General features: G+C 72.6%; 13 protein-coding genes. 7 read left to right on the top strand and 6 right to left on the bottom strand.

Annotation, left to right across the window (positions count from 1 at the left end; all coding sequences use genetic code 11):
- The first annotated feature begins 13 nt into the window (after positions 1-13).
- Positions 14-652 carry a PAS domain-containing protein gene (locus ACFY1L_RS30965; protein WP_388831399.1) on the top strand — a complete coding sequence of 213 codons (639 nt, stop codon included), beginning with the start codon at positions 14-16 and terminating at the stop codon, positions 650-652.
- Here the strand turns inward: ACFY1L_RS30965 and ACFY1L_RS30960 are convergent.
- Both ACFY1L_RS30960 and ACFY1L_RS30955 read right to left on the bottom strand, forming a co-directional pair.
- A complete protein-coding gene (locus ACFY1L_RS30960; RefSeq protein ID WP_388831397.1) occupies positions 604-1,506 on the bottom strand; it encodes a DUF3626 domain-containing protein in 903 nt (300 codons plus the stop codon). The two genes, ACFY1L_RS30965 and ACFY1L_RS30960, sit on opposite strands and share 49 nt — an antisense overlap.
- Positions 1,507-1,572: 66 nt before the next feature.
- On the bottom strand, positions 1,573-2,571 hold the full coding sequence (locus tag ACFY1L_RS30955) for a zinc-binding alcohol dehydrogenase family protein (RefSeq protein WP_388831395.1): 999 nt from the start codon (positions 2,569-2,571) through the stop codon (positions 1,573-1,575).
- A gap of 138 nt (positions 2,572-2,709) precedes the next feature.
- Between ACFY1L_RS30955 and ACFY1L_RS30950 the strand changes: the two genes are divergently transcribed.
- Complete coding sequence (locus tag ACFY1L_RS30950) at positions 2,710-3,300, top strand: CGNR zinc finger domain-containing protein (RefSeq protein WP_388831393.1); 591 nt, start codon at positions 2,710-2,712, stop codon at positions 3,298-3,300.
- On the opposite strand, the gene ACFY1L_RS30945 is transcribed toward ACFY1L_RS30950, so the two are convergent.
- A complete protein-coding gene (locus tag ACFY1L_RS30945; RefSeq protein WP_388831392.1) occupies positions 3,290-3,880 on the bottom strand; it encodes a TIGR03086 family metal-binding protein in 591 nt (196 codons plus the stop codon). The two genes, ACFY1L_RS30950 and ACFY1L_RS30945, sit on opposite strands and share 11 nt — an antisense overlap.
- 115 nt (positions 3,881-3,995) lie before the next feature.
- Between ACFY1L_RS30945 and ACFY1L_RS30940 the strand changes: the two genes are divergently transcribed.
- The 3 genes from ACFY1L_RS30940 to ACFY1L_RS30930 all read left to right on the top strand — a co-directional run bounded on the left by ACFY1L_RS30940 (position 3,996) and on the right by ACFY1L_RS30930 (position 7,745).
- Positions 3,996-5,276, top strand: coding sequence for an aromatic acid exporter family protein (locus ACFY1L_RS30940; RefSeq protein ID WP_388831391.1), 1,281 nt, complete (start codon positions 3,996-3,998; stop codon positions 5,274-5,276).
- 50 nt (positions 5,277-5,326) lie between these two features.
- Entirely contained in the window at positions 5,327-6,379 is a 1,053-nt protein-coding gene (locus tag ACFY1L_RS30935; RefSeq protein WP_388831390.1) for a hypothetical protein, read from the top strand.
- 115 nt (positions 6,380-6,494) lie between these two features.
- The gene (locus ACFY1L_RS30930) at positions 6,495-7,745 is read left to right on the top strand and encodes a lactonase family protein (protein WP_388831389.1); all 1,251 of its coding nucleotides are present in this window, start codon (positions 6,495-6,497) and stop codon (positions 7,743-7,745) included.
- Here the strand turns inward: ACFY1L_RS30930 and ACFY1L_RS30925 are convergent.
- Complete coding sequence (locus ACFY1L_RS30925) at positions 7,713-8,438, bottom strand: DUF2470 domain-containing protein (RefSeq protein ID WP_388831388.1); 726 nt, start codon at positions 8,436-8,438, stop codon at positions 7,713-7,715. The genes ACFY1L_RS30930 and ACFY1L_RS30925 overlap by 33 nt on opposite strands.
- An 85-nt stretch (positions 8,439-8,523) precedes the next feature.
- Positions 8,524-9,132 (bottom strand): TetR/AcrR family transcriptional regulator, encoded by a 609-nt coding sequence (locus ACFY1L_RS30920; protein WP_388831387.1) that lies wholly within the window; start codon positions 9,130-9,132, stop codon positions 8,524-8,526.
- Between the two features lie 119 nt (positions 9,133-9,251).
- Between ACFY1L_RS30920 and ACFY1L_RS30915 the strand changes: the two genes are divergently transcribed.
- Positions 9,252-10,796: a cytochrome P450 gene (locus ACFY1L_RS30915; protein WP_388831386.1), complete on the top strand. Its 1,545-nt coding sequence runs from the start codon at positions 9,252-9,254 to the stop codon at positions 10,794-10,796.
- Here the strand turns inward: ACFY1L_RS30915 and ACFY1L_RS30910 are convergent.
- Positions 10,758-11,588 (bottom strand): pentapeptide repeat-containing protein, encoded by an 831-nt coding sequence (locus tag ACFY1L_RS30910; RefSeq protein WP_388831384.1) that lies wholly within the window; start codon positions 11,586-11,588, stop codon positions 10,758-10,760. The genes ACFY1L_RS30915 and ACFY1L_RS30910 overlap by 39 nt on opposite strands.
- A 142-nt stretch (positions 11,589-11,730) precedes the next feature.
- Here ACFY1L_RS30910 and ACFY1L_RS30905 point away from each other — a divergent pair, with 142 nt between their 5' ends.
- Positions 11,731-12,159 carry a pyridoxamine 5'-phosphate oxidase family protein gene (locus ACFY1L_RS30905; protein ID WP_388831382.1) on the top strand — a complete coding sequence of 143 codons (429 nt, stop codon included), beginning with the start codon at positions 11,731-11,733 and terminating at the stop codon, positions 12,157-12,159.
- Positions 12,160-12,164 lie beyond the last annotated feature (5 nt).

The following is a 12,164-nucleotide window of genomic DNA, read 5'->3' as shown; positions in this document are numbered from 1 at the left end:
GGAAGTGAAGAGCATGCGGGAGGTGTCGGTGGAAGGGGCTCGTCGTGAGGCCGTGGTGTGGCGCAATCGTGCCCTGACGCTCTTCGACCGGGTCTCCGTGCCGGTCGCGGTGTGCGATGCGTACGGTGCCGTCCTGCTGGCCAACCCCGCCATGGCGGCCGAGTGCGGTACGACGCCGGGAAGGCTGCGCGGCCGTGACGTGCTGGAGCTGTTCCGGCCGCAGGAGGCCACGCAGGTGGAGCGGATCGCGCAGGCGCTGCGGCTGCGGCACCGGTCGCGGTATCAGGTGTCGGTGCGCTGGGAGGCGCCGGGCGCGGGCGAGCGGTTCGGGGAACTGACCGCCGATCCGGTCAGCGACACGGTGGAGGAGACGCCCGCGCTGCTGGTGATGCTGCGGGTGCTGGGCGAACGCGAGCCGACCGCCCGGCAGCCCGCCCGTGTCGCCCCCGTCGAGGCCCGCATCCTGGCCCTGCTGGCCGGGGGCGCCACCACCGCGAAGGCCGCGAAGGAGACCGGCCTCAGCACGGACGGCGTCACCTATCACCTACGACGGCTGTCCGCACGCTGGGACGCGTCGAACCGCACCGAACTGGTGGCGCGCGCCTACGCGCTCGGCGTGCTCACTCCCGGGGCGTGGCCGCCGGGCGCATAGGCGGTGCCCGCGCCCTCGGGGGCGCCGAACCGGGCGAGGGTGTGCCAGACCATCTTCAGGTGCTGCAGTTCGTGGCGGCCGGTGCGGGCGGCGTCTCCGATGATCCGCGGGTCGACGTGGCCGTCCTGGGCGATCCTTGCGCCCAACTCCGCGTACTCCGGCCCCCGGTAGTCCGCGTGCTCCCGCAGCTGCGCCACGCTGAGCCGGTAGCCGGGGTGCCACTCGACGGGGCAGGGCAGCAGGCGGGCGGCGGCCTCGACGGGCGTGCCGCGGTAGCTCTCGTCCAGGACGAGCGCCTCCATGTGCCGGGCGAGCAGGATGCCCCCGTGGACCTGCGCCTCGATGTAGTCGTTGAGGGCGTCCTGTTCGTCGGCCTCGGCGAGCGCGATCAGCGACATGCCGGCGGCGACCCCGAAGTCGGTCGGCTCGGCGGCGCTGTCGGGATAGCAGAAGGTGGTGCGGGCGAGGGCGTCTTCGGTGAGCCGGAAGTACGAGGAGCCGAACCGCGGTGCGGCGCCGACCACTTGGCGCCGGAAGTTCAGCGCGCCGTACACGGGCCGGTCGTGCGGGTCCGCGTCGTCGTAGGCACCGCCGAAGATCCGGCTCTCCCAGCGCCAGCGGTCGCCGCCGGGGTGGGCGGTGAGCCCGCCGTTGCTGGTGCCGGTGACGAACTGCGAGTGATAGGCGCCGTCCTGGGCCAGCGCCTGGAGGATGGGCAGTCCGCCGACGAGCCGGTCGGGGTGGAAGTTGAGCGTGATCCGCAGGTCGGGGACGACGGCCGGTCCCGTCGAGTGGGCGGCGACATGGCGCAGCGCCTGGCGCGCCCGCGGTGAATCCACGTTCCCGAAGTCCACGCGCTTCCCTTCTCAGCCCAACCCTGTCGCCCCAGGGCCCCCAGAGGCCTCCCCCCATGAGATCACTCAGAGGTCGGCCACCGCCAGGACGATCTTTCCACGGTTGCTGCGTCGCTCCAGCAACTCGTGGGCGGTACGCGCCTGTTCGAGGGGTACGACGGTTTCGACCGGCACCCGGTACGCCCCGGCGGCGACCCGCTCGGCCAGTTCGCGCAGGTCCGGGCGGGGGTCGTAGCCGTGGATCTGGAGGTTGGTGAGCTGGAAGCCGAGGATCGCGACGTTCTTCGGGTAGAAGTCGCGGGTGTCGACGGTGCTCGGCTCCAGGGCGACGTTGGCGAGGGCGACGACCCGGCCGCCGTGGCCGACCTCGCGCAGACTGCGCCCGAACGCCCCGCCGCCGACGGTGTCGAGGACGACGTCGGCGCCGCGCCCGTCGGTCAGCCGCAGGACCTCTTCGACCTCGGCGTCGTCCGGATGGACGGAGGTGTCGACGGTGACCTGGGCCCCGAACTCCCCTGCCCAGGACGCCTTTTCGGCCGATCCGGCGAGGGCGATGACCCGCGCGCCCGCCTCGGCGGCGATCTGTACGGCCGCGCTGCCCACTCCGCTCGCGGCGGCCTTCACCACCACCGTGTCCCCCTTGGTGACGCGGGCGAGATGGCGCAGGCAGTACCAGGCGGAGAGCCAGGCGACGGGCAGCGTGGCCGCCTCGGTCAGGCCCATGCCGTGCGGCAGGGCGGTGACCCGAGTAGCCGGTACGGCCGCCAACTCGGCGTAGAAACCAGGGGCGTTCACCCCGTCCAGGGCCATGACCCGCTGCCCGACCTCGAGACCGCTCACCCCCTCCCCCACCGCCGCGATCACGCCCGCCGCCTCCACGCCGGGGATCAGCGGCGGCCGCCCGGCGCGATGGTAGACGCCGGACCTGATCAGCGCGTCGGCGCGGTTCACGCCCGCCGCCGCGATCCGCACCAGCACCTGGCCCGGTCCCACCACGGGGTCGGGCACCTCGACCGGCACCAGCACCTCGGGGCCGCCGAACTCGTCGATCCGTACCGCACGCATACCGCACCTGCTTCCTGCCACAGCCGCCCACACGACTGACACCGGTTGAAGTGGTGTCACCATCGAACACCACTTCAACCGGTGTCAAGAGGGTTGAGCACAGATACGACACCCCATGAACCGGTGTACGCTCGACGTATGACCGGCACTCCCGCCCCCGCCGACCCGGCGCTCGCGTTCCCGTTCATCGGCGGCCGCCCGTGCCTGGACTTCGCCGCGACGCTCGGTCGGCGACACGCCGACACTCCCCTGGAGCGGATCCCGGACGCGGCCGCGCTGGCCCGCTGGTTCGCGGAGGCGGAGCTGGCCGCGGACGGCGAGCCGGTGCGGGTCACCGCCCGGGAGCTGGCGGACGCCCGCGTCCTGCGCGAGGCCCTCTACCGCGTCGTACGCGCGTCGATGGCCGGGCGGGAACCGGAGGCGGCCGACCAGCAGTTGATCAACGAGGCGGCCGCCCGTCCCGACCTCGCACCCCAGCTGGGTCCCGTGCGCTGGACGGCTCGACAGCCGGCCCGGGCGGCTCTGGCGACGGTGGCCCGGGACGCCGTACTCCTGGTGAGCAGTCCTCAGCTGGAACGGGTCAAGGAGTGCGAGAACCCGGACTGTTCGCTGCTGTTCCTGGACGACTCCCAGGCCCGCCGCCGTCGTTGGTGCTCCATGGAACGGTGTGGAAATCTTGCGAAGGTCGCCGGGTACCGATCCCGGAGCCGGGCCGCCACTACTCGGTGACGGTCCAGTGCGGCTCGCGGCCGAGGAAGGCGAGCAGCGCCTCGGCCCTGTCGTAGTCCTGCCTGACCTCCCGTGCGGGCGCGAACACCTGGTAGGCGTCGCGGAGATGATCGACGAGGCGCTCCGCCACCGGCCAGATGCCCTCGGCCAGTTCGACGGTCAGCGGCCGGTCCTGGCCCGTGGCGACCGCGATGTCCCAGGCGTGCACGGCCGCGTCCATGGCGGCCGCCGCCGCGGCCAGCGGCAGGGGCAGCGGGCCGAGCGGTGTGGGCACCTGCTCGGCGCCGGGGGGCAGTCCGGCGTACGCGTCCGCCACCGCCCGGAGCACCTTGTCGAGCTCGGCCGCCGGGTCCCCGTCGAGGGCGTCGGCAGGGTGGAACGGGTCGGAGTCCGGGCGGCCGCCGGTGATCGCGAGGCCGTATCCCTGCTGGTCGATGCGGGCGTGGTTGAGGACCTGCCGGACCGTCCATTCGGCGCACGGCGTCGGCACTCCCCACGCCGGCTCCGGAACCGCGGCGACCACCTCACCGAGATAGGCGTGAGCGTGTGTGAGAACCTCGAAGTCCCGGGTGTCCGCCATCACCGTTCTCCCCTCTTGCCGTCCGTCGGCCGTTGCCAACAATCTAGGTCTGCTTGCGGACAGTTACGGTCCGCAATGAGCGTCGAATGTGTCTGTGAAAGGGGAACGACCCTAGGTGCGAGATGTACGTGCGTGGACGGCGTCCGTCGTCCGGTTCGTGAAGCGGCGCCGGGACCCCGTCGTCGTACAGACGCTGCGGTCGGCCGTGGCGGCGACGGTCGCGTACGTCGTCGCACTGCACCTCAGCCCCGAGCCAGCGCCGCTCACCGCCCCGCTGACCGCGCTGCTGGTCGTCCAGGTCACCCTGTACGCCACGCTCACCAATGGCTTCCGCCGGGTCAACTCGGTGGTGGCGGGCGTGCTGGTCGCCGTCGCCTTCAGTCTGCTGGTGGGTCTGACCTGGTGGAGTCTGGCCCTGCTGATCGTGGCTTCGCTGGCGGTCGGACGGCTGGTGCGGGTCGAGGAGTACGTGCCCGAGGTGGCGATCAGCGCGATGCTGGTGCTCGGCGTCACGACCGTCTCCGACACCGCCTGGGCGCGGGTGGTGGAGACGCTGATCGGCGCGGTCGTCGGGCTCGGCTGCAATCTGCTGCTCGCTCCGCCCGTGTGGGTGGAGGAGGCCGGCGAGTCGATCGACGGGCTGGCCCGCCGGCTGCGGCAGCTAATTCTCCGCATCGGCGAGGAGGCCGCGGGCCGCACCCCCGTCGAGCAGGCGGCACAGCGGCTGCACGAGGCGCGCCGCCTCGACCACGACATCGTCGAGGTGGACGCCGCCCTGCGGCAGGCGGAGGACAGCCTGCGGCTCAACCCACGCGTGCGTGAAGGGCTGCTGCACCGGGTGGTGCTGCGTACGGGACTGGACACCCTGGAGATCTGCACGGTCGTGATGCGGGTACTCGCGCGCACGTTCACCGACCTCGCCAAGGAACGCGATCCCGAGCCGCTGTTCAACCCCGAGACGGGCGCCGCCGTGGAGCGGCTGCTGTCGGAGATCGCCGACGCCGTGGTCAGCTTCGCGGTGCTGGTCACCACCCATGTGAGTGTCAGCGCCGAGTCCGCGGAGTCCCGGCTGGCCGCCGAGTTGCGGCAGGCCTCGGCCAGCCGCGACAAGCTGGCCCAGCTGCTCCTGGAGGAGGTCCAGCGCGACGCCCGCACCTGGCAGCTGTACGGCGCCGTGCTGACCGAGGTCAACCGCATCCTCGACGAGATGGACACCGAGCACCGCTCGCGCCGGCTGCTGGAGGAGCTGGACCGCACCTCGCAGGAGCAGCGCGAGCGGATGCCGCGACTGACCCGGCTGCGTGAGAGTCTGCGCGATCTGCGCGACTCCGAGCGGCTGCGGGTTCCGGAGGTGCTGCGCAGGAACCATGGCGGCAGCGGGCGTCGTTCTAAGTGACGTAGTCACCGGGACGCGCGATTCCGGGGCCGGAACCAGGGGGCGGGCGGATGACGGACACGACCGTGCGGATCGACGGGAACACCTTGCGGCTGCCGGGCGGTGCGGCGGTGCGGTTCGTGCGCACCCTGCGGCTGCCCGAGACGGGCACCCATCCGCTGCCGCCGGGCCTGGGCGAGTTCCCGGTCCGCAGGGTGGCCGACTTCCCGGACACGGTGCCCGAGCAGTGGAGGGCGCGGGGCGGTGTGATGCTGCCGGTGTATCTGCGGGAGGCGATGTGGCTGAGCTTCTCGGGGACCACGGAACCGGCCGCGCTGCAGGTCGGGGTCGGCAAGGTGTGTGCGGTGTCGGGCAAGCCGTGGAGCGACCGTCTGACCCGCAAGCCGCAGAACTACGTCGTGCTGCCCCGCCAGCCGTGGCTGGACGGCATCAACTCCGGCAAGGGCACGGTCCGCCAGTTCGTGGCGGTGCCGCTGGGCCTCGGCGCGACCGTCGAAGGGCAGGTCACGGGCGAGGAGACCTGGGGCGGCGTACAGCTGCAGTCCTTCCCGCTCAAGGCCGGCCGCCTGGCCGAGTGGCGCGACGAGGAGCGGCGCCGGACGGAGCGCAGTCGGACGACGCTCTCGGCCGGGGGTTACGGCGCGGCGATGCCGATGGCGGCGCCCCCGCCGGGCGCGATGCCGGCACCGGCCGCGGCTCCGGCGGGCCGGCGGCGGGCGGCAGCGGCCATGGGATTGGGCGTCGGCGGTTCGATGCGGCAGGAGGTCTACCGCGACGACCGGCCGCTCGAGGACTGGGCGAAGGAACCCGCCGGGCGCGTGTTCGTGCACCTGGTGACGCCTCCGGAGTGGCGCCGCATCACCGGCGAGGCTCCCCCGCCGTCGCCGGTGGACCGCGCGGCGTACACCCGGGCGGGACTGCCCTGGTACGACTACTACGACCAGGACGCGGAGGACCTCGCGCCCACGGACACACTGGAGGGCGTGCAGCCGGTCGGCGACTGGCTCGGCGACGACCACGAGCCCTGGGCGGACCCCTCCCCGCACCAGGTGAAGCCGCTGAAGGACGCGCCGGGCAAGCCGGTCGAGGACGGCGACTGGTAACAGAGCCCAGCCATTGCACAGTGCGCAACGGCCGCTGCCGTTGTTGCACGGACCGGGTGGTCCGCGTCAAGGTGGTTTGTCACGAGCGGGACGGACGATCACCTGAGGTGCGGACATGGGAAGTGGGGCAGGAGCGGCGGGCGGTGCCTGGAGCAGGCGCCGTTTCGTCGGCGCGCTCGCGGGGACGGCCGCGGCGACAGCGCTGCCGGCGCCCGCGCCACCCAGGTCCTCGTCGTCCTCGTCCGGGCGCACTCCCACGGCCCCCGAGACGGCCGTGGCCGCCCCCGAGCAGCCGTCCGCAGACCCTTCCGCACCGCAGCCGTCGAGCAAGCCGTCCGGCCCCCACCCGCTCTACCTCGGCACGTACACCACGGTCGAGGGCGGCGGCACGGGCATCGGCCTGGCCACCTACGACCCCGAGACCGGCGGCATCACCGGCACCGGAACCCTCACCGGCATCGCCAACCCGTCCTACCTCGCACTGCACCCGGACGGCGGCACTCTGTACGCCGTGAACGAGCAGGACGACGGCGCCGTGACCGCCGTACGCCGCTCCGACCGCAAGATCCTGGGCAGCCGCAGTACCGGCGGCGCGGGCCCCTGCCACCTCTCCGTGCATCCCACCGGCCGCTGGCTGCTGAGCGCCAACTACGGGTCGGGCAGTGTGGCCGTGCACCCGATCGGCGACTCGGGCGCGCTGGGCGAGCGCACCGACCTGGTCAAGCACTCGTCCCCGGCGCCCGGCCCGGGTCAGGAGGGCCCGCACGCCCACCAGTTCGTGACGAGCCCGGACGGCGGCCATGTGCTCGCCGTCGACCTGGGCACGGACACCGTCTACACGTACCGCCTCGACGAGCGCCGCGGCACTCTCACCGAGGTGTCGCGGGCGCAGACCAGGCCGGGCGCCGGTCCGCGCCACCTCACGTTCCACCCCGGCGGACGGCACGCCTATCTGGCCAACGAGGTCGACGACACGGTCGCGGTGTGCGCCTACGCCCCGGACTCGGGCCGTCTGACGATCGGCGAGCCGCAGTCCACGGGCTCCGGCTCCGGCACCAATTACCCGGCGCAGATCCTGGTGACCGCCAATGGCAGGTTCGCCTATCTCGCCAACCGCGGTGACAACAGCCTCGCGCGCTACGCCGTCGAGGCGGACGGCGCCCGGCTGCGGCTGCTGGACACGGTGCCGGTGTCCGGTGACTTCCCGCGGCAGATCGCCTTCTCGCCGGACGGGACGCTGCTGTTCGCGGCGAACCAGAAGTCCGGCACCGTCAGCGTCTTCCACGTGAACGACAAGAACGGTGAATTGCGGCTCGCGGGCAAGCCGTTCGCCTCACCGGTCGCCGTCTGTGCGCTGCCGCTGTAGGGCGCGCGGGCAGGAAGCGGCACTGGCCTGCGTGAGCAGGGCGTGCATGCGTTCGGTGAGCTCACCGACGTCGTCGGCCGGTGCGTGGAACGGCAGTCGTACGTCGCCGTGGGCGCGGTTGCGCTCGATGCGCAGCGTCAGTCCGTGCCGGTCGACGGCGAGGGGCTGGACGCGGACCGCGCCGTGCAGGCTGGCGTGGTCGACGAGGCGGGTGAGCCGCTCGACCGCGTCCGGGTGGCAGTCGGCGAGGTGGGTCAGCAGATGGGCCTCGGCGAGGGCCAGCGGGTCGGGCGCGGCGGCGGCGAACTCGTCGAGGTCGACGACCACCGCACCGGACGGCGGACGCAGTACGATCCGCGTCGGCGTGAACGCCAGATGGCCGTCCTCGGGCACGAAGTACCCCGCGAGCCAGAGCCGGGTGCGGATGCGGCCCCGAACCGGGACGGGCGCGACGTCGGCGAACTCCAGCACGGCCGAGGGCTCGCCCCGGGGCGCGCAGATCGCGGCCGCGAGCAGGGCGCTGTCCTCGGGCACGTGCAGCAGCACCCGGCCGTCCTCGTCCACGCTGTGCGCCCCGACGAACTCCTCGCGACCGCTCTCCGCGGTCACCGCGCAGGACCACGCGGCGGCGAGCACCGAGCGCGCCCGTTCCGCCGCGGCAGGCGCGGCCGCCCAGCTTTGGCTGTCACCCATCCCAGGACCTCCTTAGGTAAGCCTTGCCTAACCTATCGAAGATCGAGGTGTACGCCAACCATGGGACGGCCGAAGCCGCGGCGGATCAGGGTGCGATGACGCCCAGCAGCGCCCGGGCACACAGGTCGCGCACCTGTTCCCGGTTCAGGTCCGAGCCCCGCAGCCACTCCAGGCAGACGGCCGTGGTGAAGGCCAGCCAGCCCCGGACGGCGATCTTGAGGTCGGGCAACCGCTGGGCGGCCGGGCCGAGTTCGGGGTCCCCGGCGAGCGTCGCCAGGATCTGCTGCTCCTGCGCGGCGAGCGCCCGCCGGTAGACCCTGCGGACGGCCTGGTCGCCGGCCGCGTCGGCGCGGTGGAAGGCGCGGAAGCCGTGGGCGTGGGTGTGGACGTACTCCAGGAAGACGTCCAGTCCCGCGGTGAGCTGCTCGCGCGCGGGGACGCCCGGCACCGCCGCGGTCATCTGCAGCATCCGCTCGCTCTCGCGCTCGACGACCGCCAGGAAGAAGTCCCGCTTGGTCGGGAAGTAGTGGTACAGCAGCCCGCGCGAGACCCCGGCGATCTCGGCGACCTGCTCGATCCACACGTCGTCGTACGGGCTCTCCGAGAACAGCCGCGCCCCCACCGACAGCAACTGCTCCCGCCGCTCCTCGGTGCTGAGTCGGCGGCGGGTGCGCTCGCCCGGGTTCGCGGCCATGCCCGCACTTTACTTGACGCCGGTTCAACAGCAGGATCAGACTGGACGCGTTATTGAACCCACGTACAACACGCACTGTCTGCCCTACAACGTGCCGCTGCAGCAAGGGAGATCGCGTCATGGCGGAGACGACGACAGGGGTCGCGCCGACGACGGAAACAGGACTGCCGAAGGGGTTCCGCGGGGCGGAGCAGGGCTGGCCCGAGCTGCACCGCATTCCGCATCCCCCGCGCCGGCTCCCCCTGCTCGGTGACGTCCTCGGCGCCGACCGGCGCACGCCCGTGCAGGACTCCATGCGCTATGCGCGGCAGCTGGGTCCGATCTTCCGGCGGATGGCCTTCGGCAAGGAGTTCGTGTTCGTGTGGGGCGCGGAGCTCGCGGCGGACATGGCGGACGAGTCGCGGTTCGCCAAGCATGTGGGCCTCGGGGTCGCCAATCTGCGGCCGGTCGCCGGGGACGGGCTGTTCACGGCGTACAACCACGAGCCGAACTGGCAGCTGGCGCACGACGTGCTCGCCCCGGGCTTCAGCCGGGAGGCCATGGAGGGCTACCACCCGATGATGCTGGCGGTGGCCGGGCGGCTCACCGACCACTGGGACCGCGAGCTGGCGGCCGGCCGGGCGGTGGACGTGCCCGGCGACATGACCAAGCTGACGCTGGAGACGATCGCGCGCACCGGTTTCGGCCACGACTTCGGTTCCTTCGAGCGGCCCCGGCTGCACCCCTTCGTGAACGCGATGGTCGGCACGCTCACCTATGCCCAGCGGCTGAACAGCGTGCCGGCACCGCTGGCCCCGCTCCTTCTGCGCGGCGCCTCGCGCCGCAACGAGGCCGACATCGCGTATCTCAACCGCACGGTCGACGACCTGGTCCGCGCCCGTCGCGAGTCGGGCGAGGGCGGGGGTGGCGACCTGCTGGACCGGATGCTGGAGACGGCCCACCCGGAGACCGGGGAGCGGCTGTCCGCGGAGAACGTGCGCCGTCAGGTCATCACCTTCCTGGTGGCCGGTCACGAGACGACCTCGGGTGCGCTCTCCTTCGCCCTGCACTACCTCTCCCGGCACCCCGAGATCGCGGCCCGCGCACGGGCCGAGGTGGACGCCGTCTGGGGCGATGCGGAGGTGCCCGGCTACGACCAGGTGGCCAAGCTGCGGTATGTGCGCCGGGTGCTGGACGAGGCGCTGCGGCTGTGGCCGACGGCACCGGCCTTCGCCCGGGAGGCCCGCCTGGACACGGTGCTGGCGGGCGACCATCCGATGCGGCGGGGTGGGTGGGCGCTGGTGCTCACGTCGATGCTGCACCGCGACCCGGAGGTGTGGGGCGCCGACGCGGAGCGCTTCGACCCGGACCGCTTCGACCCGAAGGCCGTACGGTCCCGGGCCAAGCACACGTTCAAGCCGTTCGGTACGGGCGCGCGAGCGTGCATCGGGCGGCAGTTCGCGCTGCACGAGGCGACGCTGGTGCTCGGCCTGCTGCTGCGCCGCTACGACCTGCGGCCCGACCCCGACTACCGGCTGCGGGTGACGGAGCGGCTGACGCTGATGCCGGAGGGGCTGCGGCTGCATCTGGAGCGGCGCACGGTCAGCGCCGGGGTCTCCCCCGCGCCGGCCCCGGACGAGGCGCCGTCAGAGCTGCGCTGCCCAGTGCACGGGGCGGGTGACTGAGTCCGGCAGACGGGTGCCCGCGCTGCCGCGGGCGGCGTTGAGCTGGGGCTGGGTGAGGAAGAAGGCGCCGGTCAGGTCGGCGTCGGTGAGGTCCGCGTCGCGCAGGTCGGCGCCGATCAGATCCGCGCCCCGCAGGTCGGCGCCGGTCAGGTCGGCGGCTATCAGGTAGGCGCCGCGGAGGTTCGCGCCGCGCAGGTCGGCGCCCTTGAGGCGGGCGCCGATCAGGTCGGCGCCGCGGCGGTCCTTCTTGCGGCCGCGGGTGCCCGCGCGCACCAGTTCGCTGGTCTTCAGCAGGAGCACGTTGACCGTCTGCCGGTGCGCGCCGACGTCCAACGCGGCCAGTTCCTCGGGGAGTTGGCGGGTGAGCTCCTCGGTCTCCGTCAGGGCCCGGCGCAGGTCGGCGTGAACGGGGCGGGCGGCGGACAGGGCGAGCGCCTCGTTGAGGTACCAGAGCAGTTCGTGCAGCTGCCGGACGACCGGGAACACGTCGAACATGCGGCGGGCGTGCTCGCGCGAGGCGGTACGCCAGTCCTGTCCGCGGAAGGTGACCTGCGAGACCTTCTGTCCGGCGCCGAAGCAGTCGTAGACCGTGCAGCCGGTGAAGCCCTTCTGCCGCAGGGTGGCGTGGATGCCGCACCGGTGGTCACCCTGCAGATTGGGGCAGGGCTTGCCGGCCTGCTTGTCGATCGCGAAGTCGGCGGAGGCGGCGAAGGGCAGGGCGACACAGCAGAGCCCGAAGCACTGCCCGCAGTCGCCGCGCAGGTCGGCCCGGCCGACTGTCTGATCTTGCATATCGCACAGTTTATCGAGACCTGGTCTTGTCGAGATCGGGCCGCCACTCCGGCCCGTCGTCGAACCGATCGGTAGGCCCTGTACGAGGCGGTGCGGACCTGAGTGCCGTTCGGTTGTCAGTGGCCGGACCTACAGTCGGCGTATGGCACTTTCACGCGAAGAACGGGAAGGATTCCTCGCCGAGCCGCACGTGGCCGCGCTGGGCGTCGCCGCCGGTGACGACCGCGGTCCGCTGGTGGTTCCGATCTGGTACGCCTATGAGCCCGGGGGTCTGCCGTGGGTTCTCACCGGCGCGGGTTCCCGGAAGATGAAGCTGATCAGGGCGGCGGGCCGCTTCAGCCTGATGGTCCAGCGCACGGAGCCGACGACGCGGTACGTCTCGGTCGAGGGGCCGGTCGCCGAAGTGGCCGAGGGGAGCGCCGGGCTCCATCGGGAGATGGCCGGCCGCTACCTCTCGGGCGCGGCACTCGACGAGTTCGTGGCCTGGGCCGAGGTCGAACTCGCCGATCACATCGTGGTCCGGATGCGGCCGGAGCACTGGCTCGGCACGGATTTGGGCGCGGCCGGGTGAAGCGG

Origin of the sequence: Streptomyces sp. NPDC001663, from assembly GCF_042893105.1 — a bacterium.
Classification (GTDB): domain Bacteria; phylum Actinomycetota; class Actinomycetes; order Streptomycetales; family Streptomycetaceae; genus Streptomyces.
This window is presented reverse-complemented; position numbering and strand designations above follow the sequence as displayed.